Origin of the sequence: Arthrobacter sp. B2I5, from assembly GCF_030816735.1 — a bacterium.
In the GTDB taxonomy this organism is placed as follows: domain Bacteria; phylum Actinomycetota; class Actinomycetes; order Actinomycetales; family Micrococcaceae; genus Arthrobacter.
Window position 1 is genome coordinate 2,012,402 of record NZ_JAUSYF010000001.1, and the last position, 24,608, is coordinate 2,037,009.

Below are 24,608 nucleotides of genomic sequence, written 5' to 3' on the forward strand. Positions count from 1 at the left end.
GTGGCCCTGGGAAAAAAGAACAATGCACCGCGACGGCGCACGCATCCCGTGCTGGCGCCGTACCCGCATCCGTCCGGTGCGGTGGCGCCATCCATTCCGGCTGAATTCATTCCGCGGCACGTGGCCATCGTCATGGACGGCAACGGCCGGTGGGCCAACCAGCGGGGCCTGCCGAGGATTGAGGGGCACAAGGCGGGGGAGCCCGCCCTGCTCGACGTCATGGCCGGCGCCATCGAACTGGGTATCGAGTACGTCAGCGTCTATGCGTTCTCCACCGAGAACTGGCGCCGGTCGCCTGAGGAAGTCCGCTTCCTGATGGGATTTAACAAGGATGTGCTGCGAAGGCAGCGGAACCAACTGGACGAGTGGGGAGTCCGGGTGCGCTGGGCCGGGCGCCGGCCGCGCTTGTGGGGTTCGGTCATTCGGGAGCTGGAGGAAGCCGAAGAGTTCACGGCGGCCAACACCACCTGTAATTTGACCATGTGTGTTAATTACGGCGGCCGGGCCGAGATCACGGATGCGGTCTCCGCGATTGCGGCCGACGTGGCCGCCGGCAAGTTGAAGCCCGGCGCCATTACCGAGCGGACCATACAGAAGTACCTTGACGAACCGGACCTGCCTGATGTGGACCTTTTCCTCCGCAGCTCAGGGGAGCAGCGGCTGTCCAACTTCCTGCTATGGCAGTCGGCCTACGCGGAGTTCGTTTTTATGGACACGCTGTGGCCGGACGTAGACAGGCGGACCCTTTGGGCCGCCGTCGAGGAATATGCCAGGCGGGACCGCCGGTACGGTGGCGCCGTGGATGCCGCCGCTGCTCCGGCAGCCGCCCAGGCGCCTCAGCCTCATCCGTAGGCCCGCAACCAGCGGCCGAGCCGCCGGTAGGCATCGGCCCGGATGGGTTGGGGTGAGAGGAAGACGTCGTGCAGGGCCCCGTCGATCCGTTCCACGGTGACCGTGCGGCCCAGGGTCAGTGCCCGGGCGCTGATGGTGTTGACGTCCAGGACCGCGTCGGTGCGCCGCATTTCCTCTGACCAGAGGAGCCCGTTCGCGCTGCCCTTGGAGAGCAGGACCAGAACCGGCGCCTCAATCTCCAGGCCACGGGCCACCTTGGCCTGCCCGGCGAGGACCGCCTTCAGCCATCCGGCGCGTACCGGAAAGGCCATGCGGGGGCGGTAGCGCTCATCAAGCGGCCACTCGCCGTCGGCCGCACTGCTGATGGTCCGCCAATAATGGCCGCGCTCCGGCAGCCGGAGGACTGCCTGGGGGCGGAAACGGGCCACCGGGCGCACCATGCTGGATGCGGCCCGCCGCACCAGCGAACTGCCGTGCATTTCCAGCCACGGACTGTTGAGGACCAGCAGCGAAACCGCTTCCGGATGGCGGGTGGTCCACAGTGCCGCCACCAGCCCGCCGGTGGAATGGCCCATCAGGGCCAGGGGCCCCGGGGCGCCGGCCTCCCGGATAATGCGGAACGCTTCTTCGATTTCAGCATCATAGGCGGCCAGGTCGGCCACATAGCCGCCCGGCGATTCCGGCCGCAGGCTCCGTCCATGGTTGTGCATGTCCAGCGCGTAGAAGTCGTAGCCCGCCGACGCCCAGAACAGCGCCAGGTCAACGTTGAAGAAGTAATCGCTCCAGCCGTGCAGGAAGAGAACGGCCCGCCGGCCGCCGCCGGCAGCGTCCCTGCCCGGGGATGGCCGGAGCCGCACCAGGGTTGCCGTCCGGTCAACCCCGTCAGGCCCCGCGGCCGCGAAGGAGTGCGACTCGAAGTCGCCGCCCAGGATGTCCTGCTGCCACTGCATGTGCTCATGCTAAACCGGCACGGGGGCACATGCCGTTCCGGTGCGGCCTTCTTCGTTTTGGTAAGGCGCGCCATGAGACGGGAAACTGGAGGCATGCGCGTTTATCCCACTTTCTTCAGGCTGGCCTTTTCATGGATGGACGCCGAGCGCGCCCACAAGATCGGATTCAAAGGGATCAGGCTCGCGCATGCTTCCGGCGCGGGGAAGGTCCTGCGGAAACTGACGGCGCCGGCGCCGTCGCTCCAGACCACCGCCTTCGGCGTCACCTTTCCGTCGCCGTTCGGGCTTGCTGCCGGATTCGACAAGGAAGGGCACGGCATCGAGGCCCTCACCGAGCTTGGCTTCGGGCACATTGAAGTGGGCACCATCACCGGGCAGGCCCAGCCCGGCAACGAAAAGCCGCGGCTGTTCCGCTTGGTCCAGGACCGTGCCGTCATCAACCGGATGGGATTCAACAACGACGGCGCATCGGCCGTTGCGCCCCGGCTCAAGGCAGCGCGGGCCGCGCTTCAGCGCCGGTACCCGGCCGTCAGGCCTGTCATCGGGGTCAACATCGGCAAAACCAAGGTGGTGGAGCTGGCCGATGCCGTTGACGACTACCTGGTCAGCGCCCGCAGCCTGGCACCGGCAGCCGATTATTTGGTGGTGAACGTCAGCTCACCCAATACGCCGGGGCTCCGGCTGCTCCAGGACGTTGAGACGCTCCGGCCGCTCTTGACTGCCGTGGGACAGGAAGCCGACCGGGCAGCGGGCCGGCACGTGCCCCTGCTGGTCAAGATTGCCCCTGACCTCAGTGATGAGGATGTCGACGACGTCGCGCGCCTTGCCCTGGACCTGAAACTTGACGGCATCATCGCCACCAACACCACCATTGCCCGTTCGGGGCTGTCCTCGCCGGCGGAAGACGTGGCGAAATGCGGGGCCGGCGGGCTCTCCGGCGCTCCGCTGAAAGAGCGTTCCCTTGAGGTGCTGAAGAGGCTCAGGAGCGCCACCGGCGGCGCCCTGACCCTGGTCTCGGTTGGCGGCGTGGAGTCGGCCCGGGACGTCCAGGCAAGGCTCGACGCCGGTGCCACCCTGGTGCAGGGGTATACCGCGTTCCTCTATGAAGGACCGTTCTGGGCCGCGCGGATCAACAAGCAGTTGGCAAAGAACCGCCGCCCCTGAAAACCCTGTTAAGCAGGCAAGCCCCGGCGGTGTACCGTCGGGGCTTGCCTGCTTAAAGTTGGTGCCAGGTTCAGGCAGGGTACTGTCCGCGCTGGACCTGGGGCTTGGGCAGCCGCAGTTTCCGGAACTGCAGGGAGCGCATGGAGCCGTACCAAACCGTGCCCCGCTCCACCTCACCGAACTTCTCCGCCAGGCGCTTGCGGAGCTTGCGGGAGAGGATGAAGACGTCGACGAAGACTGCCAGGAACATGACCCAGAAAGCTCCCAGGACATAGATCATCATGTCGCTGGAGGCCGGAACCACCAGGGAAACCAGCACGAAGACTAGGGCACCGAACATCAGGTACTCGCCAAGGTTGAAGCGGGCATCCACAAAGTCGCGGGCAAACCGCTTCTGCGGGCCCTTATCGCGCAGGGGCAGGAATTTCTCGTCGCCGGTGTCCAGGGCACGCCGCATCTTCAACCGCTGTTCCTGGACGGCCTGGCGCTCGGCAGCCTTGGATGCCTTGCGGTCCTCAGGCACCAGCGGGCGCTTGCGGGCAGCTTCCTGGGCCTTCCGGGTGGGGGTAGGCGCACCCTTGCCCACCGCACTGTTCTGCCGCGCTGCCGCTTCCGCTGCCTGCTGGTCTATTGTTTCCTGCGCCGTGGGCGCTTCTTTTCTACGTCCGAACACCTGAACAGAATACCTTGCAGCAGCCGGAGCGATGCCTGCTTCCGCGTCTGCCCTGACGGGCAGCGGAATGTGACGGGGGTAATGTTTTGGCCATGACTTCATCACCCGCGGCCACCCCGCACAGCACCACCGGCACAACAGGACCGGCTCCTGAGGTTACCGGCAGGACGGAAGATCTCCGTTCGGCAGTAGACCGTTCCTTCGACCAGACACTGGCACGGCTCAAAGAACTCGTCGCCATCCCGGGCATCGCATGGCCCAGCTTCGACCGCACGCCCCTGGAGCGCAGCGCCCAGGCCGTCGCGGAGCTCCTCCGGAACGCCGGGATCGAAGAAGTGCAGGTGCTGTCCGTCAACAAGGCTGACGGTACGCCCGGCGGCCCGGCCGTCGTCGCCCGCCGTCCTGCCGCTGAAGGACAACCCACCGTCCTCCTGTATGCGCACCATGACGTCCAGCCCGTGGGCGACGAGGCGCTGTGGGAAACGGAGCCCTTTGCCGCCGTCGAAAAAGACGGACGCCTCTACGGGCGCGGCGCCGCTGACGACAAAGCCGGCATCATGGCCCACGTTGCCGCCTACACGGCTCTTTCGGAAGTCCTTGCCGACTCACTGGGACTGGGAATCACCTTCTTCATCGAAGGGGAGGAAGAAGCGGGGTCGCCCACGTTCCGGACATTCCTGGAGGTCAACCGCGAGCTCCTGCGGGCGGACGTTATTGTGGTGGCCGATTCCAGCAACTGGAAAGTCGGCGTGCCTGCCCTGACTACAAGCCTGCGCGGGCTGGTGGACGGAACGATTGAGGTGCAGGTCCTTGACCATGCGGTGCATTCCGGGATGTACGGGGGCCCGGTCCTGGATGCACCCACCCTCTTGTCCCGCCTGATTGCCACCCTCCACGATGCCGACGGCAATGTGGCGATCGAGGGCCTGGTGGCCAGCGACACGGTAACGGTCGACATGCCGGAGGCGGATTACCGCGCGGATGCCTCCGTGCTCGACGGCGTCCGGCTGGCAGGAACGGGAAGTATCGCATCCCGGTTGTGGACCAAGCCGGCCTTGTCGATCATCGGCTTCGACGCACCCGCCGTGGACGTCGCCTCCAACACCCTCATCCCGCGCGCGCGGGCAAAGTTCAGTCTGCGGCTGGCCCCGGGGCAGGTCCCCGCCGAGGCCATGGAAGCGGTCGGCCGGCACGTGGAGGCCAACGCCCCATTCGGCGCAAAGGTCCTCTTCACGCCAGGGGAGGCAGGGAACCCCTTCCGGACCGACACCTCCTCCACGGCGGCAACGGTTGCCATGTGGGCCCTGGGCGAGGCGTGGGGAGTTCCTGCCGTTGAAACGGGGATCGGCGGTTCCATTCCCTTCATTGCCGACCTGACGGACGTGTACCCAGGTGCGCAGATCCTGGTGACCGGCGTGGAGGACCCCGATTCGCGGGCGCACAGCGCCAACGAATCCCTGCACATCGGTGACTTCCGCAATGCCATCCTGGCCGAGGCCCTCATGCTCACGCGGCTGAACAGTGAAGGCCTTACGGCCGGCGGGTAGGGGTCCTGCATGGGGAAGTCCGCGCAGCGGAATGCCAGGGAACAACCGGCGTGCTTTGACGGTTACGCCAGGAGTTAGAGCTACAGGACTGCCGCGCGTAGCATGTAGCTATAGCCCATACCGTATTTGTAGGGGCAGGCGCCGTTACGGCGACGCCGCCAGACCGTCCTAAGAAGGTAGGCCAATGAGTACCGCAACCAACGAAAACAGCACCGCCGCCACCAGCGTGGCCAGCGACGAACTGCCCGTTCACGAGGTCAACCTGACCGACGTCGCTGCAGGCAAGGTCCGCAGCCTCCTGGAGCAGGAAGGCCGCACCGACCTGCGCCTGCGCGTGGCTGTGCAGCCCGGCGGATGCTCGGGGCTGATTTACCAGCTCTACTTCGACGAACGGCTCCTTGATGGTGACGCTGTCCGCGACTACGACGGCGTCGAGGTTGTCGTCGACAAGATGAGCGTGCCGTACCTGAGCGGCGCCAGCATCGACTTCGAAGACACCATCTCGAAGCAGGGCTTCACCATCGACAATCCGAACGCCGGCGGGTCCTGCGCCTGCGGCGATTCATTCCACTAAGCCGGTTATTTCGCCTGATGTCCGCGCCGGGCTTCCTGCCGTCCAAAACGGCACGGGGGCTCGGCGCCGACATGTGGGCGAAACGCCCGGGGGAGCGGTAAGCTCTACACCGAGTAGTAAAACTTTTTTGTGCCCGGAGCGCCGATGGCTGCCCGGACAACAGCAACAAGTAGGAAGGGCCGTCTGTGAGTTCGCAGAACCGAACCGGCAGCCGACGCAAAACGATCACCACGATCTCAAGCTTGGCTATTGCCGGCGCGTTGGTTTTGACCGGATGTTCGCCAGAGGTAGAGAAGGGGTGGATGCCCACTGAACGTGGCACCACCAGCAACACCGACCGCATCATGGACCTCTGGGTCAACTCATGGATTGCTGCGCTCGTGGTGGGCACCATTACGTGGGGTCTGATCATCTGGTGCCTGATCGCCTACCGCCGCCGCAAGGGCACGGTTGGCTTCCCCCGCCAGACCAGCTTCAACCTTCCGCTGGAAGTCTTCTACCTCACCATCCCGATCTTCATGGTCCTGGTGTTCTTCTACTTCACCGACCGCGACCAGCAGGCGATCGATGACCGATCGCAGCCGGCCGACGTCGTAGTGGACGTCCGCGGCAAGCAGTGGGCGTGGGACTTTAACTACAAGTCCGGCGACGTGATCCAGGAAGACGTGCACGAGGCCGGGGTCCAGGCCCACCTCACCGGCAACACCATCGACAAGGAACAGCTCCCCACCCTGTACCTGCCGGTCAACAAGTCTGTTGACCTCGAGCTCAACGCCCGCGATGTCATCCACTCCTTCTGGGTTCCCGCCTTCCTGCAGAAGCGCGACATGATTCCCGGCAAGACCAACTACATCCGGTTCACCCCCACTAAAGAGGGCACCTACGACGGCAAGTGTGCCGAACTCTGCGGCGAGTACCACTCCGAAATGCTGTTCCGCGTCAAGGTGGTGTCGGAATCCGAATTCCAGGCCCACATGGACCAGCTCAAGGCTGAAGGCAACACCGGCCTGCTCGGCGTGGAGTACGACCGCAACCCGAACCTGAACGAAAATAAGTAAGGGGAGCGACGTGGCTACGTACACCCAATCCGCACCCACGGGAGTCCTGTCGGCTCCCGTGGTACCCAAATCCAAGGGGCGCATCGTCGTCAACTGGATCACCTCCACCGACCACAAGACCATCGGGTATATGTACCTGATCGCGTCCTTCGTGTTCTTCTGCCTGGGCGGCGTGATGGCCCTGCTGATCCGCGCCGAGCTGTTCGAACCAGGCATGCAGATCCTGCAGACCAAGGAACAGTACAACCAGCTGTTCACCATGCACGGCACCGTCATGCTGCTGATGTTCGCCACCCCGCTGTTCGCCGGGTTCGCCAACGTCATCATGCCGCTGCAGATCGGCGCCCCTGACGTGGCGTTCCCCCGCCTGAACGCGCTGGCGTTCTGGTTCTTCCTGTTCGGCTCCACCATTGCGGTGTCCGGGTTCATCACCCCGCAGGGTGCTGCCTCGTTCGGCTGGTTCGCCTACGCGCCGCTGTCCAATACCACCTTCACCCCCGGCATCGGCGGTGACCTGTGGGTCTTCGGCCTGGCGTTGTCCGGCTTCGGCACCATCCTCGGTGCGGTCAACTTCATCACCACCATCATCTGCATGCGTGCTCCGGGCATGACCATGTGGCGGATGCCGATCTTTACCTGGAACACCCTGATCACCGCCATCCTGGTGCTGATGGCGTTCCCGCCGCTGGCTGCAGCCCTGTTCGCGCTCGGCGCGGACCGGAAGTTCGGTGCGCACATCTTCGATCCGGAGAACGGCGGCGCCGTCCTCTGGCAGCACCTGTTCTGGTTCTTCGGCCACCCCGAGGTGTACATCATTGCGCTGCCGTTCTTCGGCATCGTGTCGGAGATCTTCCCGGTCTTCAGCCGCAAACCGATCTTCGGCTACAAGGGCCTCGTGTACGCCACCATCGCCATTGCGGCCCTCTCGGTGACGGTGTGGGCCCACCACATGTACGTCACGGGCGCTGTCCTGCTGCCGTTCTTCTCGTTCATGACCATGCTCATCGCGGTGCCCACCGGCGTGAAGTTCTTCAACTGGATCGGCACCATGTGGCGCGGCTCGCTGACCTTCGAGACGCCCATGCTCTGGAGCATCGGCTTCATGATCACCTTCCTCTTCGGCGGCCTCACCGGCATCATCCTGGCCTCCCCGCCGCTGGACTTCCACGTCTCGGACTCCTACTTCGTGGTGGCCCACTTCCACTACGTGGTGTTCGGCACCGTGGTGTTCGCCATGTTCGCCGGGTTCTACTTCTGGTGGCCCAAGTGGACCGGCAAGATGCTCAATGAACGCCTGGGCAAGATCCACTTCTGGCTTCTGTTCCTTGGCTTCCACGGCACCTTCCTGATCCAGCACTGGCTCGGCGTCGAGGGCATGCCCCGCCGTTACGCCGACTACCTGGTGGAGGACAACTTCACCTGGATGAACCAGTTCTCCACCGTGGCCTCATTCGTCCTCGGTGCGTCCCTGATCCCGTTCTTCTGGAACGTCTACATCACCTGGCGCAATGCTGAGAAGGTCCAGGTTGATGATCCGTGGGGCTTTGGTGCTTCGCTCGAGTGGGCCACGTCCTGCCCGCCGCCGCGCCACAACTTCACGTCCCTGCCCCGGATCCGTTCGGAGCGTCCCGCCCTGGACCTGCACCACCCGGAACTGCGCCAGGTCCACACCGTTGAGTCGCCGGCACCCGCAGCATCGGTTCTCGGCAACGCCGACCAGAAGGACACCGCACAGTGAAAATCGAATCCTGGATCTTTGGCTCTGGAGTCTTCTTCTTCGTCCCCGTCGCTCTGGTCTACGGTTTCCTGACCAACTGGGGTGAGTGGGTGGGCATCCTGGGCATCCTGCTCGTCGGCGGCCTCGCCGGAATGATCGGGGCCTACCTCGGTTTCACCGGCAAACGCGTGGGCCTCCGTCCCGAGGACCGCAGTGACGCAGAAATCCACGAAGGCGCCGGCGAACAGGGGCACTTCAGCCCCTGGAGCTGGTGGCCGCTGGTTCTGGGCATCGCCTGCGCCACCGGCTTCCTGGGCCTGGCAGTAGGTGCCTGGATCATCTTCATCGCAGGCGGCCTCGCCCTCGTGGCCCTCGTGGGCTGGGTGTACGAGTACAGCCGCGGCGACCACGCACACTAGGCAAGCAAAAGAATAACGACGTCGGGCCCTACCAGATTGGTGGGGCCCGACGTCGTTGTATGCCGTCCCAGGCCTTCTAAGCGGCGCCCTGCGACTCCAGGAGTTCCCGAAGCTGCCGGAGGGCCTCCTCAGCCTTCTTGCGCCCCAGGGCTCCTTCCAGCCCGTGCTCCATGATGGACAGCTCCACTTCACATCCCTGTGGGAAGTCGGCTGTCATCACCTGAAGCAGTGAACGTGCATCCACCTTGCCGGCGCCGGCCTTGCTGATGGTGACCGGGAGACCCGTGTCGGTGACGGCCCGGACGAATACCGCGGCAGGTCGTGCATGCAGGCCCACCGGCGCTGCCACCACGGCTTTCATTGTTGGCAAAGGGACTCCTTTTCAAAAGACGGCCCCCTCCGTCATTGGCAAATTTCCAGACCAAATATAGCTGTCCGAACCGCTCTGGGGCGAAAACGCCAAGCGGTCTGGCAACTGGTCTAGACCGAACTAAAATTGGGGTACACCCAACGGCAGGAGAACGATCATGGCAGCTGGCGCCGCCGCAATCACGGGGGAAATTGACCGCACCAGCGGAACGGCCATTTACGTCCAGCTTCGCGAAATCCTTCGTGCCTACATCGCACAGTCATGTCCGCCGGGCTCTGCCCTGCCATCGGAACGGGACCTGGCGGAGCGTTTCGGGCTGGCACGAATGACGGTACGGCAGGCAATTGATGCCCTGGTGGGGGAGGAGGTCATCGAACGGGTGGTGGGCCTGGGGACATTCGTCCGCCGGCCAAAACTCGACCTGCAGGTCAAGCTCACCTCCTACAGCGAAGAGATGCAGCGGCGCGGCATGGTTCCGGCTGCGAAGGTGCTCAGTTTCGAACAGATCGGCGCCAGCGCCTTTCTGGCCCGCGAGCTCCAGCTGGATGAGGGCACGCCCCTGGTCCGCTTCCGCCGGCTGCTCCTTGCCGACGGGGAGCCCATGAGCGTGGACGAGAACTTCATCCCGGCGCATCGAGTCCCGGGCCTCCTTGACGGCGAGCCGCCCACGTCGCTGTACAACGTCCTCAGCGAGCAGTACGGGTTGGTTATGGAGTGGGGCGAGGACATGATCGAGGCGACCGCGGCATCGCCCTCCACGGCCCGCCTGCTCAACGTCGAGGTAGGGGCGCCGTTGCTGAAGATCCAGCGGCACGCGTTTGTGGCCAGGGCGATGGTTGACTACTCGGTGTCCTACTACAGGGCGGACCGGTACAAACTGTGGGTGCCGCTGCAGCGGCCGGGAGCCAGGCGGGCGCGCAACCACTAAGCCGGTCTGTCCGCTGGCTGCGCCTCCACTGGCCGGCAGCGCGGGCGGGTCCCTTGGGCGGGATGGACCAGGCAAGAGTTCAAAAACAGGAAAGGCCCGATCCATGTGGATCGGGCCTTTCCTGTCTGCGATGTGAAGCCTAGTGCGTCAGGCTCCTGCTGCCTTCTGCCGCTTCAACAGCCTCATGACCGTGGCCGTGTGCTGCCTCAAGCTCAGCAGGCGTAGCGGGAGCCACGCGGTCTTCGAAGAACCAGCGTGAGAGGAACGCGCGGCGCTTTTCCTTGCGGGTGACCACACCGTGCTCGTTGGGTACGGCCGGGAGGACCTGAGGTGACTCAAAACCAACCAGCTTGTAGCGCTTGTACTCGTCCAGCGGTGCGTGGACCTCGATGAATTCGCCGTGGGGGAGACGGACGATGCGGCCCGTTTCCCGGCCGTGAAGGGCAATTTCACGGTCCTTGCGCTGCAGCGCCAGGGCGACGCGCTTGGTCACCACGAAGGCGATGACCGGTCCGATGAAGAACAGTGCGCGCAGCCAGTAGGTGACATCGTTCAGGGACACACCGAAGTGGGTGGCGATGAGGTCGGAACCTGCAGCGGCCCACATGACGCAGTACCAGACGAAGCCTGCCATACCGATGGCGGTACGGGTCGGGGCGTTCCTTGGACGGTCCAGGACGTGGTGTTCCCGGTCGTCCTTGGTCACCCAGCGCTCGATCCACGGGTACATGAACATGACGGTGAACAGGATGCCGGCCGGTACCAAGGCCGGCAGCAGGACGTTGAACGTAAAGACGTGGCCGAAGAAGACCTGCTCCACGTGCCAGTCGCCAAGGGTTCCCGGCATCAATCGCAGGGCGCCGTCAACAAAGCCGATGTACCAGTCAGGCTGGGTGCCTGCGGAAACGGGGGAGGGGTCGTACGGACCGTAGTTCCAGATCGGGTTGATGGTGAAGAATGCCGCCATCAACGCAATCACGCCGAAGACGATGAAGAAGAACCCACCGGCCTTGGCAGCGTAGACAGGACCAAGGGGGTAGCCAACGACATTGTTGTCGTTGCGGCCCGGCCCGGGGTACTGCGTGTGCTTGTGGACGACGACCATGAACAGGTGAACCACGATCATCAGCAGGATCAGCGCCGGCACCAGCAGGATGTGCAGCATGTAGAGGCGGCTGATGATGGCGGTGCCGGGGAACTCCCCGCCGAACAGGAAGAACGAGATGTACGTTCCGATGACCGGGATGGACTTGATGACACCGTCGATGATGCGCAGGCCGTTGCCGGACAGCAGGTCATCGGGGAGCGAGTAGCCGGTGAAGCCGGCAGCCATGGCCAGGATCAGCAGGACACTTCCCACAACCCAGTTCATCTCACGCGGGCGCCGGAATGCACCGGTGAAGAACACCCTCAGCATGTGGACCGCGATAGACGCCACGAACAGCAGCGCTGCCCAGTGGTGTACCTGGCGCATGAAAAGTCCGCCGCGGATGTCGAAGGAGATGTTCAGCGATGAGCTGTACGCCACCGACATCTCCACGCCCTTAAGGGGGACGTAGCCGCCGTCGTAGTGTGTCTCCGCCATTGAAGGATCAAAGAAGAACGTCAGGAAGGTGCCCGACAGAAGCAGGATGACGAATGAGTACAGTGCTACTTCACCGAACATGAACGACCAGTGGTCCGGGAAGACCTTGCGGCCGAACTCGCGGAGGATCCCGGAACCGCCGACACGTGAGTCGACGAAGTCGGTGATCCGGCCTGTCTTGGTTTTGGCGACGAAAGCCGGCTCAGCTGTTGATGCTGCGCTCATGCGAATCACGCTCCCAGTAACTTGGTCCTACGGGTTCATGGAAGTCGCTGGTAGCGACCAGGTAGCCTTCGTCATCAACTGCGATGGGCAGCTGGGGGAGAGGGCGGCTGGCGGGGCCGAAGATCACCTTGCACTCTTGAGTGAGGTCAAAGGTGGACTGGTGGCACGGGCACAGCAGGTGGTGCGTCTGCTGCTCGTACAGAGCAACGGGGCAGCCAACGTGGGTGCAAATCTTCGAGTAGGCGACGATGCCGTTGTAGCCCCACTCTTCGCGGCCCGCGGACGGGTTCAGCGATGCGGGATCAAGGCGCATGAGCAGCACAACTGCCTTTGCCTTTTCGTTGAGCTTGCCTTCCTCGAGTTCGTTCAGGCCTTCCGGGATGACGTGGAAGGCAGAACCGATGGTGACGTCCGAGGCCTTGATGGGAGTTCCGTCAGGGTCACGGGTCAGGCGCTTGCGCTTTCCGTCCTGGGGAGCCCACATGGTGTGTGCGAGCTTGTCGTCAGGACGCGGGCCGAGGTCACCGAAGATGGCGACGGCGGGAAGCGGGGCAAGCGCCACAGCACCGAGCAGGGTGTTGCGGATCAGCGGGCGGCGCTTGATGCCGGTCTCTTCCACGATGTCGTCGACGATGCGGACAGCGGCCTGGCGGTCTTCTTCGTAGCGGATCGCGTGGCGTTCCTCGGAGACTTCGTGATCGGGCATCAGGGCCTTGGCCCAGTGCACGATGCCGGTACCGATACCCAGCATGGCGAAGGCGGTGCCTACCCCGAGCAGGGCGTTCTGGAGCCGGATGGTGGCGATGCTGGAGTCATCACCCAGATCAATGGCGAAGTACGCCACCAGGAAGATCAGGGTTCCAACAACAGAAATGCCAAATAGTAAGGCGACCTGCCGTTCTGCCCGCTTTGCGGCCTTCGGGTCCGTGTCAGCCAGGCGCAAACGATGCGGGGGAATTCCAGGATCCTGGAACTTCTCCACCTCATTCTGACCAGCCGTAGCTACGGTGCCCGAGTGGTTCGGACTGCCGTCACTATGGTTGCCCATAATTCGCCTCATCCTTCTCTCGTCCCGGCCTGTGCCGGGTTAGTTTCTAATTTCAAGCTGCTGACTGGGCAGCAGAAGTTGTGTGTGTCCCCAGGGAAAGTCAGGACGTCCTGGAGGTCAGCCAGATGGTGAAGGCGATGATGACGCCGAGGCCGGCAACCCATACGAACAGGCCTTCAGCAACGGGGCCGAGGGAGCCGAGATCGGCGCCGCCCGGAGAACCGGTGGTTTCGATCTGCTTCAGGAAGGTGATGATGTCCTTCTTGCCCTCGGGGGTGATGTTGGCGTCATTGAACACCGGCATGTTCTGCGGTCCCGTGGCCATGGCTTCGTAGATGTGCTTGCCGGATACGTCTGCCAGCGCCGGTGCAAACTTGCCCCTGGTCAGTGCGCCACCGGCAGCAGCGGCGTTGTGGCACATGGCGCAGTTGGTGCGGAAGAGTTCGCCACCGGCAGCGGCGTCGCCGCCACCGTTTGTCAGGTCCTCTTCAGGAATCGCCGGGCCGGCTCCAAGGGAAGCGACGTAGGCTGCAAGCTGGTGGGTCTGTTCATCGTTAAACTGGACCGGCTTCTTGAGGGCCTGGGGTCCGTTCATCTGCATCGGCATGCGGCCGGTGCCCACCTGGAAATCGACAGCTGCGGCACCGACACCCACCAGCGAGGGGCCATCCTTGGACCCACTGGCACCCATGCCGTGGCAGGTGGCGCAGTTGGCCGCGAAGAGCTTGCCGCCCTCTTCCGCGTCATTCGCACTGAAAGTGGTGGTGGAAGCTTTGGCCTCGTTGACGGTGGTTGCCACGGCGTACAGCCCACCAGTGATGAGGAGCCCCATCAGAAGCAGCGCTATTGCTGCAAGTGGGTGACGCCGCTTTTGTGAGAGTGCCTTCACGTGGTGCTTCCTTTATTCGATCCTGCGCCGGCTCCGGGAGCCGCTACCTGAAATTCTGCCTCTTGTAGAAAAAGAATCAAAGCTGGCTACTTGAGTACGTAGATGACCAGGAAGAGGCCGATCCACACGACGTCAACGAAGTGCCAGTAGTAAGAGGTGACGATCGCGGACGTTGCTTCGAAGTGTCCGAACTTCTTCGCCGCGAAGGACCGGCCCATGATGAGCAGGAAGGCGATCAGGCCGCCGATGACGTGGAGGCCGTGGAAGCCGGTGGTCATGTAGAAGGCAGAGCCGTAAGCGTTGGAGGAGAGCGAGACGTGCTCGGAAACCAGCATCGCGTATTCGGTGGTCTGGCCGGCAACGAAGAACGCACCCATGATGAAGGTCAGGGTGAACCATTCATTCATTCCCCAACGGGCGAACTGAAGGGCACCTCCGGTACGCCGGGGCTGCAGGCGCTCAGCGGCGAAGACGCCCATCTGGCAAGTAAAGGAACTGGCCACAAGGACGATCGTGTTGACGAGCGCAAAGGGGAAGTTGAGCTTGGCTGTCTCTTCAGCCCACATTTCACCACTCGTGGAGCGGAGCGTGAAGTACATGGCGAAAAGACCGGCGAAGAACATCAACTCGCTGGACAGCCACACAACGGTTCCGACAGAAACCATGTTGGGGCGGTTCAGCGTGGGGTGCGCCGGGGTACTGGGGGCATGGGTCGCAGATGTCACATAGACATTATGTCTGTAAAAGTCCGTGCTGCCCAACGCAAACCGCCTTTTCGGAGGACTTTTTCTACAAAGACGCGAAATTGCCTGGAAAAGTTCCCGCCGGCGTTCACATTGGTCAGTGCCCGCCATCGCTCGATAGCATCAGCAGGTGACTTCACAGGCAACTGCAGCGTCCGGCAACACCTGGCCCCGGCTGATTTCGGCACTGATTAATGGCAATGACCTCACGGCGGAGAACACGTCCTGGGCCATGGACACGATCATGTCCGGCGAAGCCACGCCCGCCCAGATCGCGGGATTCCTGGTGGCGCTCAGCGCCAAGGGTGAAACCGTGGATGAGCTTTCCGGCCTGGTCGAAGCAATGCTTGCCCATGCCAATCCAGTGGAAATTTCCGGTGAGAAACTGGACATCGTTGGCACCGGAGGTGACCAACTTAACACTGTCAACATCTCCACCATGGCCGCCCTTGTCGCTGCCGGCGCCGGTGCCAAGGTGGTGAAGCACGGCAACCGGGCCGCGTCGTCGTCGTCCGGGTCCGCGGACGTGCTCGAAGCGCTGGGAGTCCGTCTTGACCTGTCCATCGGGCAGGTGGCCCGTAACGCCGAGCAGGCGGGCATCACCTTCTGTTTTGCCCAGGTGTTCCACCCGTCATTCCGCCACACTGCCGTGCCCCGCCGCGAACTTGCCATACCCACGGCATTCAATTTCCTGGGTCCGCTCACCAACCCTGCCAACGTGCAGGCTTCTGCTGTGGGCGTCGCCAATGCGCGGATGGCGCCGCTCGTTGCAGGAGTCCTGGCGCGGCGGGGGAGCAGGGGACTGGTCTTCCGTGGCAATGACGGCCTGGATGAATTGACCACCACTGGTCCTTCCACCGTTTGGGAGATCCGCGATGGCGCCGTTAATGAGTTGCTGTTCTCCCCGCAGGACCTTGGCATCAGCCTGGCCACGGTCGAACAGCTTCGCGGCGGTGATGCAGCGGCGAACGCAGGCGTAGTCCGCGACGTGCTGGCCGGCAAAGAGGGCCCTGCCCGCGACGCGGTCCTGGTCAATGCAGCGGCCGGTCTGGTGGCGTTTGACCGTGAAGCCGACGGACCGTTCCTGGCGCGGATGCAAAGGGCTTTCGCGCGGGCGGCGCAATCAATCGACTCGGGCGCTGCTGCCGCCGTCCTGGACCGTTGGGTTTCCCTGTCCCGCGCCTAAGGCCGGGCGCCGCGTTACTGCTCGAACCCCAGGGAAAAGGCAGCGTCCAGGTCGTGCTGTGAGTACGCGCGGAAGGCGATATGGGTGGTGGTGTGGACCACGGCAGGAACTTTGGAGAGGCGGTCGGCGATGACGTCCGCCAGGTCCTCGTGCCGGTGTACCCGCGCTACCGCAATCAGATCCCATTCCCCGGTGACGGAGTAGACCTCACTGATGCCTTCGATGGCGGAGACTTCCTCCGCGGTCTCGGGAATGCGGGCGGCGTCAGTCTTGATCAGAACAAATGCGGTAACCACGTTTGTACCCCTTCAATCAGTTCCGCCGCAGCAAGGCACGGCAGGTTTGTCTCTCCTGCCAGCCTATTACACCGGGGTTCCTTTCCCGGCAGCCACCTGGTGCCGGCTGCCCCTGAGTTACCGGCTGCGGAGCCGGACGGCGGCGGCCAGCAGGAGCCGGTACCCCACAAGGAACATGGCCAGGGCCAATGTGGCCACGATGACGAAGGGAAGCACTACCGTCTGGGCGGTCAGCGCCCGCAGGAGCATGCCGACGACCAGGCTGCCAAGCCATACGGGAACCCCGGCATGGAGGACAGATAAAGGTCTGCGCCAGGCCCGGGAAGCGACCCACCCGGCGGCGGCACCGGCGAGGAAGGGCCAGGCAGTCAGCAGCACACCCAGGATCGGCTCCTCCCGGTGGTGCGCATCGCGGCCTATGGCGGCGAAGGCAAGAATCAGCACGACATCGGCCACAGCCGCTGCCAGTACCGTCTTTCCGGACGCCGTTGCCGCCACCGTCGTTTTCAAAGAACTCATGGTTTCGAGCTTAGCCGTCCATTCTTAACTTAGTGCCGCAGGGATGCTCAAGGCTGGGGGAGCGGGCCTGGGGGACACGTGCGCTCGGCGCACGAGCCAACTTGCCTCCCACCGGAGGTGATAACCGGTGTCTTCGTCCCATTCAATAAGTACATCCGTCACCGTGTAAGCGACGGCCGCGGCGCAGATAGACCGGACCTTCACCTGTGCGGGATTCAGCAGAACAATTGGCTTGCCGGGAGCTTGACGAAGCGCTTCCTCCCGGGTCGCGGAACGGCATTCAGAGCAAGTATTGACGGCATGGATGCAGACATTATGGCAGAAAAACTCGCGCACGGAGCCTCCTGAAGAGATAACGATAACCGGGCGCCGCCGACTTCATGAACCTGGGAGGGGATCCGTAGAATCCGTCTCCATAGAACGCCCGCAGCCGGCCGGGTTTGGCCTGCTGCCATGTCCAAAGGTTAGGGCGCTCCGCGCCGGCCGGCATGGGTGGGAGCTACCCAACTTGCCGTGCCAGGCTCCCCATTTTCAGGCCCCAGAGAATAGGTATGCAGTAGGGTCTCATCAGGAAGGTGGGGTCAGCCCGGCCCTATGGGAGGCACAGTGAATAAGGCCTTGTGGATTTGCAGCCTGCTCGGTGCTGCCTTGGGGATCAGCCTGGGGCTGGCACTGTTCCATACGCCGTTTTGGGGCCTTGCGCTGGGACTTGGCGTCGGTGCCGTGGTGGGGGCTTCGATGCAGCGGCATCACTAACCGGAGGCTGGTGGGGTAGCCGCAGCCGGGGTCCTCTCAAGAGTTACTTGACATAATGTAGATTATCGGCGCTTTAGGGCAGGACGGGATTGGGGTCTCAACCAGCCGCCTTGTGACTCTGCAAAGCCCCGGCAAAAGCGCTGGTCAAAGCCCCAAACCCATTGTCATTATTCTGGCGCCCGTCAAGAATGAATCAATGACGGTCTATGTGCGCTCACTTGAAACTGCAGTTCCGGGGACAAAGCTGATCCAGTCCGAAGCCCGTGATGTTTTTGCGGCCCAGCCAGGCCTGTCCCGTTTGGGTTCACGGCTGGTCAATACCTGTTTTGATGGTGCAGCCATCGAGACAAGGTTCACCGCCGTGCAGGAACTCACAAACGCGTCCCGCTCAGAAAACCCGCAGTTCTACGACCCGGAAACCGGGCTGCTGCTGAACCCCAGCACCAAAGTGCGCAACGATATCTTCGCCAGCGAGGCCACCAAACTGTTCGTAGAGGCCGCCCGCGCTGCCCTGCAGGCAGCCCCGGAACTCGATTTACTTGACATAACTCACCTGGTGACAGTTTCCTGCACCGGCTTCTTCAATCCTGGCCCCGACTACAAACTGGTCCGCGAACTTGGCCTTAGCCCGGCAGTCCAGCGCTACCACCTGGGCTTCATGGGCTGCTACGCGGCCTTTCCCGCGCTCCGTGCGGCGAAACTGTTTTGCGAGGCTGACCCCAACGCCGTCGTCCTGGTTGTCTGCGCCGAACTGTGCTCCCTCCACGTCCGCACCTCCAACGACCCGGACACCATCATGGGTTCGGCACTGTTCGCCGATGGTGCCGCCGCCGCCGTCGTGACTGCCCGTCAAGGCGCGGAAGAAACGGCACTGATGAAACTGGACCACTTCGAGACCGTCCTGACGCCGGTCGGTGAGGATTCCATGGCATGGAACATCGGCGACAACGGCTTCGAGATGGTTCTTGGAAACTACGTTCCCCACATCATCGACGACCACATTGTCGGCGCCCTGGAGCCCCTGCTCGAAACGGAACCGGAACTGGCGGCGCTCCCTTACACGGCAATCCCCCACTGGGCCATCCATCCCGGCGGCCGCAGCATCCTGGACAAGGTGCAGTCGAGGCTTGGCCTCAGCGATGTCCAGTTGGTCCCGGCACGGGAGATCCTGCGCACTTACGGCAACATGAGCAGCGCCACCGTCCTTTTCGTCCTCAAGCACATCCTGGAACAACCCCTCCAGGAGGCACCTGCCGGGGACGAGCGCATCTGTTCCATGGCCTTTGGCCCTGGCCTGACGGTGGAAACCGGCCTGTTCACCAAGCTCCGGCAGGCAGCAGGCGGCCAGGAGGACAATGCGGCAGAGGCTGACCTGAGGATGTTCCAAAGCCGGACGGCCGCCGAAGCGCCCGTCGCCTGACGCGGGCTCCGTCGAATGGGAATTTTGCTGCGCCAACGCGCCACCACTGAGATCGAGCAGATGGACCGGCCGGACTGTGATGCCCGCCTCCTGGACAACACGTACCGGCAGTTTGGTGTCATCAACAGAGTGCTGTCCGGCTGGCGGAAGCTGTATGCCAAGGAGCTTCGACCCATGATCACGCCTGCTCAACACCCGTTGACGGTGCTGGACATCGGATCCGGCGGAGGCGACCTGGCAGTGATGCTGGCCCGGTGGGCCGCGCGGGACGGCAAGGCGATGCACATCACGGGCATCGATCCCGATCCCCGCGCCGACCGTTTCGCCCGGCAGCGCCCCTCCATGGCCGGCGTCGAATTCCGGAACGCTCGCAGCAGCGACCTGGTCAGCGAAGGCGCCCGGTTCGACGCCGTCATCTCCAACCACGTGCTGCACCATCTGGAACCGGAGGAGCTCGGGAGACTCCTGGCGGACTCGGAAATCCTGGCAACCGGGAAGGTACTGCACAACGACCTGGTCCGCAGCGCGGCCGCGTTTGCCCTGTTCAGCGTGGCGGCGCTGCCGTTCCGGTGGTCCTTCATCCGGGAGGACGGCCTCACTTCCATCCGGCGCAGCTACACGGCCGCCGAGTTGGCGGCCGCCGCTCCCCCGGGCTGGTCCGTGAAGCGCTCGTCGGCCTTCCACCAGGTCCTCACGTACCGGCGGGGCTGACGTGGACGCCGATGTCCTGATCGCCGGGGGCGGTCCCGTGGGCCTGTACCTGGCTGCCGCGCTCCTGCAGGAAGGCGTCAAGGTAAAGGTTCTTGAACAGCGGACGTCACGGAACCGGCATACCCGCGCCATCGGCATCCATCCTCCGGCGTTGGAGGCACTGGCCGGGATCCGGGTTGCGTCCGGTCTGGTCCAGGAAGGCATCCGCATCAGGACGGGCATGGCGGTCAGCGGCGGGAGAACAGTGGGAACCATGGCGTTCGACGCCGTATCGGACCACTATCCCTTTGTCCTCGCCCTGCCGCAGTTCAGGACAGAGGAACTCCTGGAGGACCGCGTCCGCGCCCTGGACCCCGGGGCACTGGTCAGGGGTGCCAACGTCACCGGAGCCAGGGACGACGGCGACAAGGTCACCGTCACGGTCCAGTCCAGCCCGGGTGCCACGATCCTGAGCAGTGGCCACGGCAGTACCGCCACCGCCGCCTTGCTGGTGGCGGCAGATGGTGCCCGGTCCCTGCTCCGCGGCGCCCTGGGCGTGCCGGTGGACCGGAAGTCCTATCCCGACCACTACCTCATGGGGGATTTCGACGACGGCAGCGGCTACGGGGAGAAGGCCGTCCTGTTCCTCGAACCGGAAGGGATCGTCGAGTCCTTTCCACTGCCCGGCCGGGTGCGGCGCTGGGTGGTGCGGCTGGACCGCCCGGCCCAGCCTGAAGCAGGTCCCCGGGAGCTGGCGGAACTGGTGCACAGCCGGACCGGCTTCCTGCCTGATGCAGCCACGAACTCGATGCTGAGCGCTTTCAGCGTAAGGGCGGCGATCGCCCGGCGGATGGTGGCAGGACGGACTGTGCTGCTGGGGGACGCTGCCCACGAGATCAGCCCCATTGGCGGGCAGGGCATGAACCTGGGCTGGCTGGATGCCGCGGAGCTGGTCCCTGTGATCTGTTCCGCGCTGGCCGGCGAATCCACGGGGACCAGGCTCCGGCAGTTCGAGAAGAGCCGCCGCCGGGCTGCCGCCGCATCCCGCCGGCAGGCCGAAATCAACATGATGCTGGGCAGGCCGCTGCCCCGGCCGCTCCTTCGGGTCCGCACTGCTGCGATCGGCGCTGCCGCTGCCCTCCCCGGGGTGAACCAGTGGGCGGCCAGGCGCTTCACCATGCACCAGCGCACGAACCCGCAGTTGCAGGGCTACCGGTAATAACAGTCGTAACTGTCCTGGCTCACGATGGCACCGTCGCGGACCTCGAACACCGAGGACGTCCTGGCCCGCATGGTTTCGCCGCGGTCCCAGTACCGCAGATCCATCAGCACCGTGGCCGACCAGTCTGCTTCCACCACCACCCGGCTGCCCTGGCAGGTGGTCCGCCGGATGATGAACTGCTGGTCCTTCACCACCTCGCGGCTCTGGTCCGCGCCAGCGAGCACTCCCGCCAGTGTCCGGGTGGAACCTTCAGGAGCCAGGAGGTGCGGAGCCTCCGTCAATACGAATGATTCCGACAGGTACGGCCGGATGTCATCCGCTCCCCCGCCCGCCTCGAGGACCCGGATGAATTCCAGGACGTGCTCCAGCGGGGGTGCCGGCGGGAAAGAATCATCAGCCATGCAGTAGACCCTAGCTCAAGGGTCCTGAACCTATCCGCCAGTAGGCTGTCCCCATGACCCAGACTGTTCCCCCAACAACCGCCGGCCCCGGCGAAATCCGTGAAATTGTTGAGCGCATCCTGTCCGCCGGGTCCCTTCCGCCCATCGTCCAGGCCGGCCACCCGGCGCTCCGCCAGCGTGCCGCAGCGTTCGAGGGCCAGCTCTCCGCAGACGAATTGGCCCGCCTGATCGGGGTCATGCGGCAGGTCATGCATGAGGCCCCCGGGGTGGGCCTGGCCGCCCCGCAACTGGGCATCCCGCTGCAGCTCGCCGTGGTGGAAGACCAGTTCGACGTCGATCCGGACGCCGCCGCGCTGCGGAACCGGAGCCCACTGGAGTTCCTGGCCATCCTCAACCCCCGGTACACGCCGCTGGGGTCCGGAGTTGCCTCGTTTTATGAGGGCTGCCTTTCCGTCAACGGGCTCCAGGCGGTGGTGGCCCGGCCCGACGCCGTACTGCTGGAGTACCTGACGCCCGACGGCGCGGCCGGGCGGCGGGAGTTCACCGGGTGGCAGGCACGCATCGTCCAGCACGAGACGGACCACCTCAACGGCATCCTGTACCTGGACCGCGCCCAGCTCCGTTCCCTGAGCAGCAATGCCGAATATGCAGCGCACTGGGCCGAAGCCGGCATCAACAAGGCGAGGGACGGGCTGGGGTTCGACGACGGGCCGGCCGGCATATCGCCCGGCTGACCTTCCCTGTTCCCGGAGGCAGTAACAGCGGACAGGGGCAGGAAGTCCGGCCGCCCTAAAATGGTTCCCATGCCTTCCGCGGATTTCCCCCTCCTCTGCCCTGTCTGCTCACATCCGCTGGAACACCTCGCGGCGACGGCTGCCCGGCAGCCCCGCCTGCTTTGCCAAAACGGCCACAGTTTCGACGCCGCCCGGCAGGGCTATTTCAATCTCCTGGTGGGCAAGGGCAGCCCCTTCGAGCCGGACAGTGCCGCGATGGTGGGGTCACGCTTCAACTTCCTGGGCGACGGCCACTACCTTCGCTTGGCCCAGGCGGTGGCCGACGCCGTCGTGCCCCACCTGCCGCAGGCAGGGGCAGTGGTACTGGACTCCGGGACCGGGACCGGACACTATCTGCGCCGGATCCTCGACGCCGCAGCGGCCAGGGGGCGGCAGGTATCCGCAATCGGCCTGGACATTTCCAAGTTTGCCCTTCGCCGGGCTGCACGGCTCAATCCGGAGGCCGTGAACCTGGTCTGGGACATCTGGCGGCCGCTGCCGGTTGCGGAGAATTCGGTCGACGCCGTCACGGTGGTCTTCGCCCCGAGGAACCCCGCCGAATTTGCCCGGGTCCTTCGCCCCCAGGGCGTGCTTGTGGTGGTGGCGCCGCGAACCGGCCACCTTGCTGACATCGCCGCCGTTACCGGGATGCTTGGTATCGAAGAGGGCAAGGACGAGCGCCTGGCCGGGGCCATGGCTGAACATTTCGACCTTGACGCCACCCTCGACGTCGACATCCCGCTGGAGCTGACCCGTACCGCCGCCGCGGACCTGGCCTTCATGGGACCGGCCGGGCACCACCTGGACCTGGGACAAATCGCCGCCCGGCTCGAACATTCCCGGGAGCCGGTAACAGCCGACGCAAAGTTCCGGCTCTTCGTGTTCACACCCAGGAGCAACGGGGCCCCGTAACGACTTGGCCACTATCCCCCGCAGCCGGCGTGAACAGACCCGCAGGGCACGTCCGCGGACTACGATGAAAGGACAGTTACTGGCGGGCCCGCGCATGCGGCTCCCCCGTGGCGAAGGGGGAAACAACGATGTTCGAGTGGCTTGGCGAAAACTGGTGGGCATTGTGGCTCACGGCTTTCCTGGCGTTTGCAGTGGTCGAGATGATCACCCTTGACTTGTTTTTCATCATGCTCGGCGGCGGATCGCTCGCCGCACTGGTCGCCGACTTCGCCGGTGCAGAACCTTGGCTCCAGGTGGTGATCTTCTGCGTGGTGTCCCTGCTCATGGTGGCCTTTGTCCGGCCGGTGGCTCTTGCACACCTGAAGAAGGGCCCGGCCGATCAACGGACCAACGTGGACCGGCTGATCGGTGAGCCGGCCCTGGTGATGGAGGCCGTGACCTCTGACGGGGGCCTGGTGAAAATCGGCGGCGATATTTGGAGCGCCCGCTCCGCCGCGGGGATCCTTCCCGCGGGCCAGAAGGTGGTAGTGGCAGCCATCGATGGCGCAACAGCAGTGGTTTCGGTACCGCCCCCGGCGGCCACCGGCCCAGATACAGCCTGACAATTGGGGAACAAGGAGTTGTATGGAAAACGCAGGCGGAACCGCACTGGCCATCGTGCTGGTGGTTCTGATCGTCTTTGTCATCATAGTTTTGGTCCGGTCCGTCCGGATCATTCCGCAGGCCCGTGCCGGCGTCGTTGAACGGCTTGGCAAGTACCAGCGGACGCTCAACCCCGGACTGACGATCCTCATCCCGTTCGTGGACCGGCTGCTGCCGCTCCTGGACCTGCGTGAACAGGTGGTGTCTTTTCCGCCGCAGCCGGTCATCACCGAGGACAACCTGGTGGTCTCCATCGACACCGTGGTCTACTTCCAGGTCACGGACCCGCGGGCAGCCACTTACGAAATCGCCAACTACATCCAGGCCGTGGAGCAGCTCACCACCACCACCCTCCGCAACGTGGTGGGTGGACTGAACCTGGAGGAAGCCCTCACCTCCCGCGACCAGATCAACGGACAGCTCCGCGGGGTCCTCGACGAGGCCACGGGCCGTTGGGGCATCCGCGTCTCCCGGGTGGAACTGAAGGCCATCGATCCGCCCCACTCCATTCAGGATTCCATGGAGAAGCAGATGCGCGCCGAACGCGACCGCCGCGCAGCGATCCTGACCGCCGAAGGAACAAAGCAGTCAGCCATCCTCACCGCCGAGGGCCAGCGGCAGGCCGCCATCCTCAAGGCCGAGGGCGAGGCCAAGGCAGCCATCCTCCGTGCGGATGGTGAGTCGCAGGCAATCCAAAAGGTCTTCGACGCCATCCACAAGGGCAACCCGGACCAGAAACTCCTGGCCTACCAGTACCTTCAGACCCTGCCCAAACTGGCCGAAGGTTCCGCCAACAAGCTGTGGATCATCCCAAGTGAAGTTGGCGAAGCACTGAAGGGTATCGGCAACGCCCTCGGCGGGGCCGCTGCGGAAACCCCCGCTGCAGGTGGGCTTTTCGACGATGTGCAGGGCGGGCGTACCCAGCCCTAGGGGAACCAAAGAACGCAGGGAGGTTTCCGTGGTCCGCCCACGGAGACCTCCCTGTTTTGGTGCAGGCGGGATAACGCCCGTATAATTGGGTATTTGTCCGGCAGGAGAATACCAGCTGG

The 24,608-nt window shown here is 64.2% G+C and carries 27 protein-coding genes; 17 read left to right on the top strand and 10 right to left on the bottom strand.

The features are described from left to right. Entirely contained in the window at positions 1–852 is an 852-nt protein-coding gene (locus QFZ60_RS09610; protein ID WP_307090065.1) for an isoprenyl transferase, read from the top strand. Here QFZ60_RS09610 and QFZ60_RS09615 read toward each other — a convergent pair. Further along, complete coding sequence (locus tag QFZ60_RS09615) at positions 843–1,802, bottom strand: alpha/beta hydrolase (protein ID WP_307090067.1); 960 nt, start codon at positions 1,800–1,802, stop codon at positions 843–845. The two genes, QFZ60_RS09610 and QFZ60_RS09615, sit on opposite strands and share 10 nt — an antisense overlap. Positions 1,803–1,895: 93 nt before the next feature. On the opposite strand from QFZ60_RS09615, the gene QFZ60_RS09620 reads away from it, so the two are divergent. Then, complete coding sequence (locus QFZ60_RS09620; RefSeq protein ID WP_307090069.1) at positions 1,896–2,966, top strand: quinone-dependent dihydroorotate dehydrogenase; 1,071 nt, start codon at positions 1,896–1,898, stop codon at positions 2,964–2,966. Positions 2,967–3,036: 70 nt separating this feature from the next. Here QFZ60_RS09620 and QFZ60_RS09625 read toward each other — a convergent pair whose 3' ends face one another. Continuing rightward, the gene (locus QFZ60_RS09625; RefSeq protein WP_307090071.1) at positions 3,037–3,639 is read right to left on the bottom strand and encodes a DUF3043 domain-containing protein; all 603 of its coding nucleotides are present in this window, start codon (positions 3,637–3,639) and stop codon (positions 3,037–3,039) included. A 92-nt stretch (positions 3,640–3,731) separates the two neighbouring features. Between QFZ60_RS09625 and QFZ60_RS09630 the strand changes: the two genes are divergently transcribed. The 5 genes from QFZ60_RS09630 (at position 3,732) to QFZ60_RS09650 (ending at position 8,954) form a co-directional block, all read left to right on the top strand. Continuing rightward, the gene (locus tag QFZ60_RS09630) at positions 3,732–5,186 is read left to right on the top strand and encodes a dipeptidase (RefSeq protein ID WP_307090073.1); all 1,455 of its coding nucleotides are present in this window, start codon (positions 3,732–3,734) and stop codon (positions 5,184–5,186) included. Between the two features lie 184 nt (positions 5,187–5,370). Continuing rightward, a complete protein-coding gene (locus tag QFZ60_RS09635) occupies positions 5,371–5,760 on the top strand; it encodes an iron-sulfur cluster assembly accessory protein (protein ID WP_056336786.1) in 390 nt (129 codons plus the stop codon). A 185-nt stretch (positions 5,761–5,945) separates the two neighbouring features. Next, positions 5,946–6,818: a cytochrome c oxidase subunit II gene (gene coxB / locus QFZ60_RS09640; protein WP_142031298.1), complete on the top strand. Its 873-nt coding sequence runs from the start codon at positions 5,946–5,948 to the stop codon at positions 6,816–6,818. Positions 6,819–6,828: 10 nt separating this feature from the next. Then, positions 6,829–8,556: a cytochrome c oxidase subunit I gene (gene ctaD / locus QFZ60_RS09645; protein ID WP_142121909.1), complete on the top strand. Its 1,728-nt coding sequence runs from the start codon at positions 6,829–6,831 to the stop codon at positions 8,554–8,556. Continuing rightward, positions 8,553–8,954, top strand: a complete 402-nt coding sequence (locus tag QFZ60_RS09650) for a cytochrome c oxidase subunit 4 (RefSeq protein ID WP_142031296.1) — start codon at positions 8,553–8,555, stop codon at positions 8,952–8,954. Before ctaD ends, QFZ60_RS09650 begins: the two co-directional genes overlap by 4 nt. Positions 8,955–9,030: 76 nt before the next feature. Here the strand turns inward: QFZ60_RS09650 and QFZ60_RS09655 are convergent, their stop codons facing one another. Next, positions 9,031–9,324, bottom strand: a complete 294-nt coding sequence (locus QFZ60_RS09655) for an HPr family phosphocarrier protein (RefSeq protein WP_307090078.1) — start codon at positions 9,322–9,324, stop codon at positions 9,031–9,033. A 157-nt stretch (positions 9,325–9,481) separates the two neighbouring features. Between QFZ60_RS09655 and QFZ60_RS09660 the strand changes: the two genes are divergently transcribed. Beyond that, complete coding sequence (locus tag QFZ60_RS09660; protein WP_307090080.1) at positions 9,482–10,252, top strand: GntR family transcriptional regulator; 771 nt, start codon at positions 9,482–9,484, stop codon at positions 10,250–10,252. Positions 10,253–10,391: 139 nt separating this feature from the next. On the opposite strand, the gene QFZ60_RS09665 is transcribed toward QFZ60_RS09660, so the two are convergent. The 4 genes from QFZ60_RS09665 to QFZ60_RS09680 all read right to left on the bottom strand — a co-directional run bounded on the left by QFZ60_RS09665 (position 10,392) and on the right by QFZ60_RS09680 (position 14,760). Next, positions 10,392–12,062, bottom strand: coding sequence for a ubiquinol-cytochrome c reductase cytochrome b subunit (locus tag QFZ60_RS09665; RefSeq protein ID WP_307090082.1), 1,671 nt, complete (start codon positions 12,060–12,062; stop codon positions 10,392–10,394). Continuing rightward, complete coding sequence (locus tag QFZ60_RS09670; RefSeq protein ID WP_142031292.1) at positions 12,040–13,110, bottom strand: ubiquinol-cytochrome c reductase iron-sulfur subunit; 1,071 nt, start codon at positions 13,108–13,110, stop codon at positions 12,040–12,042. The genes QFZ60_RS09665 and QFZ60_RS09670 overlap by 23 nt, the downstream gene beginning before the upstream one ends. 100 nt (positions 13,111–13,210) lie before the next feature. Then, entirely contained in the window at positions 13,211–13,999 is a 789-nt protein-coding gene (locus QFZ60_RS09675) for a cytochrome c (RefSeq protein ID WP_142121898.1), read from the bottom strand. Between the two features lie 86 nt (positions 14,000–14,085). Beyond that, on the bottom strand, positions 14,086–14,760 hold the full coding sequence (locus QFZ60_RS09680) for a heme-copper oxidase subunit III (protein WP_268815565.1): 675 nt from the start codon (positions 14,758–14,760) through the stop codon (positions 14,086–14,088). 112 nt (positions 14,761–14,872) lie between these two features. On the opposite strand from QFZ60_RS09680, the gene trpD reads away from it, so the two are divergent. Beyond that, positions 14,873–15,928: an anthranilate phosphoribosyltransferase gene (trpD, locus tag QFZ60_RS09685; protein WP_307090085.1), complete on the top strand. Its 1,056-nt coding sequence runs from the start codon at positions 14,873–14,875 to the stop codon at positions 15,926–15,928. 14 nt (positions 15,929–15,942) lie between these two features. Here the strand turns inward: trpD and QFZ60_RS09690 are convergent, their stop codons facing one another. Both QFZ60_RS09690 and QFZ60_RS09695 read right to left on the bottom strand, forming a co-directional pair. After that, positions 15,943–16,224 carry an Lrp/AsnC family transcriptional regulator gene (locus QFZ60_RS09690; RefSeq protein ID WP_307090087.1) on the bottom strand — a complete coding sequence of 94 codons (282 nt, stop codon included), beginning with the start codon at positions 16,222–16,224 and terminating at the stop codon, positions 15,943–15,945. Between the two features lie 117 nt (positions 16,225–16,341). Then, complete coding sequence (locus tag QFZ60_RS09695) at positions 16,342–16,743, bottom strand: DUF3054 domain-containing protein (protein ID WP_307090089.1); 402 nt, start codon at positions 16,741–16,743, stop codon at positions 16,342–16,344. Positions 16,744–17,349: 606 nt separating this feature from the next. Here QFZ60_RS09695 and QFZ60_RS09700 point away from each other — a divergent pair. From QFZ60_RS09700 to QFZ60_RS09715, 4 genes are all read left to right on the top strand, one after another. Further along, complete coding sequence (locus tag QFZ60_RS09700) at positions 17,350–17,499, top strand: hypothetical protein (protein WP_307090091.1); 150 nt, start codon at positions 17,350–17,352, stop codon at positions 17,497–17,499. A 196-nt stretch (positions 17,500–17,695) separates the two neighbouring features. After that, positions 17,696–18,919, top strand: a complete 1,224-nt coding sequence (locus QFZ60_RS09705; protein WP_307090093.1) for a type III polyketide synthase — start codon at positions 17,696–17,698, stop codon at positions 18,917–18,919. Between the two features lie 15 nt (positions 18,920–18,934). Beyond that, positions 18,935–19,630, top strand: coding sequence for a class I SAM-dependent methyltransferase (locus tag QFZ60_RS09710; protein WP_307090095.1), 696 nt, complete (start codon positions 18,935–18,937; stop codon positions 19,628–19,630). A gap of 1 nt (position 19,631) precedes the next feature. Then, positions 19,632–20,828: an NAD(P)/FAD-dependent oxidoreductase gene (locus tag QFZ60_RS09715; RefSeq protein WP_307090097.1), complete on the top strand. Its 1,197-nt coding sequence runs from the start codon at positions 19,632–19,634 to the stop codon at positions 20,826–20,828. Here QFZ60_RS09715 and QFZ60_RS09720 read toward each other — a convergent pair. Further along, a complete protein-coding gene (locus QFZ60_RS09720; RefSeq protein ID WP_307090098.1) occupies positions 20,819–21,232 on the bottom strand; it encodes a nuclear transport factor 2 family protein in 414 nt (137 codons plus the stop codon). The two genes, QFZ60_RS09715 and QFZ60_RS09720, sit on opposite strands and share 10 nt — an antisense overlap. Positions 21,233–21,285: 53 nt before the next feature. On the opposite strand from QFZ60_RS09720, the gene QFZ60_RS09725 reads away from it, so the two are divergent. From QFZ60_RS09725 to QFZ60_RS09740, 4 genes are all read left to right on the top strand, one after another. Continuing rightward, positions 21,286–21,966 carry a peptide deformylase gene (locus tag QFZ60_RS09725; protein ID WP_307090100.1) on the top strand — a complete coding sequence of 227 codons (681 nt, stop codon included), beginning with the start codon at positions 21,286–21,288 and terminating at the stop codon, positions 21,964–21,966. Positions 21,967–22,035: 69 nt separating this feature from the next. After that, positions 22,036–22,917, top strand: coding sequence for a putative RNA methyltransferase (locus tag QFZ60_RS09730; protein WP_307090101.1), 882 nt, complete (start codon positions 22,036–22,038; stop codon positions 22,915–22,917). Positions 22,918–23,045: 128 nt separating this feature from the next. Then, positions 23,046–23,519: an NfeD family protein gene (locus QFZ60_RS09735; protein ID WP_307090103.1), complete on the top strand. Its 474-nt coding sequence runs from the start codon at positions 23,046–23,048 to the stop codon at positions 23,517–23,519. A gap of 22 nt (positions 23,520–23,541) precedes the next feature. After that, a complete protein-coding gene (locus QFZ60_RS09740) occupies positions 23,542–24,489 on the top strand; it encodes an SPFH domain-containing protein (protein WP_307090105.1) in 948 nt (315 codons plus the stop codon). Positions 24,490–24,608: the final 119 nt, after the last annotated feature.

Bases quoted from the DNA above. Each gene is read 5' to 3' on its own strand.
- QFZ60_RS09615 (WP_307090067.1), bottom strand. From the start codon at position 1,802: ATGCAGTGGCAGCAGGACATCCTGGGCGGCGACTTCGAGTCGCACTCC.
- QFZ60_RS09620 (WP_307090069.1), top strand. From the start codon at position 1,896: ATGCGCGTTTATCCCACTTTCTTCAGGCTGGCCTTTTCATGGATGGAC.
- QFZ60_RS09630 (WP_307090073.1), top strand. From the start codon at position 3,732: ATGACTTCATCACCCGCGGCCACCCCGCACAGCACCACCGGCACAACA.
- QFZ60_RS09635 (WP_056336786.1), top strand. From the start codon at position 5,371: ATGAGTACCGCAACCAACGAAAACAGCACCGCCGCCACCAGCGTGGCC.
- QFZ60_RS09660 (WP_307090080.1), top strand. From the start codon at position 9,482: ATGGCAGCTGGCGCCGCCGCAATCACGGGGGAAATTGACCGCACCAGC.
- QFZ60_RS09665 (WP_307090082.1), bottom strand. From the start codon at position 12,062: ATGAGCGCAGCATCAACAGCTGAGCCGGCTTTCGTCGCCAAAACCAAG.
- QFZ60_RS09670 (WP_142031292.1), bottom strand. From the start codon at position 13,110: ATGGGCAACCATAGTGACGGCAGTCCGAACCACTCGGGCACCGTAGCT.
- QFZ60_RS09695 (WP_307090089.1), bottom strand. From the start codon at position 16,743: ATGAGTTCTTTGAAAACGACGGTGGCGGCAACGGCGTCCGGAAAGACG.
- QFZ60_RS09705 (WP_307090093.1), top strand. From the start codon at position 17,696: ATGACGGTCTATGTGCGCTCACTTGAAACTGCAGTTCCGGGGACAAAG.
- QFZ60_RS09710 (WP_307090095.1), top strand. From the start codon at position 18,935: ATGGGAATTTTGCTGCGCCAACGCGCCACCACTGAGATCGAGCAGATG.
- QFZ60_RS09720 (WP_307090098.1), bottom strand. From the start codon at position 21,232: ATGGCTGATGATTCTTTCCCGCCGGCACCCCCGCTGGAGCACGTCCTG.
- QFZ60_RS09725 (WP_307090100.1), top strand. From the start codon at position 21,286: ATGACCCAGACTGTTCCCCCAACAACCGCCGGCCCCGGCGAAATCCGT.
- QFZ60_RS09730 (WP_307090101.1), top strand. From the start codon at position 22,036: ATGCCTTCCGCGGATTTCCCCCTCCTCTGCCCTGTCTGCTCACATCCG.
- QFZ60_RS09735 (WP_307090103.1), top strand. From the start codon at position 23,046: ATGTTCGAGTGGCTTGGCGAAAACTGGTGGGCATTGTGGCTCACGGCT.
- QFZ60_RS09740 (WP_307090105.1), top strand. From the start codon at position 23,542: ATGGAAAACGCAGGCGGAACCGCACTGGCCATCGTGCTGGTGGTTCTG.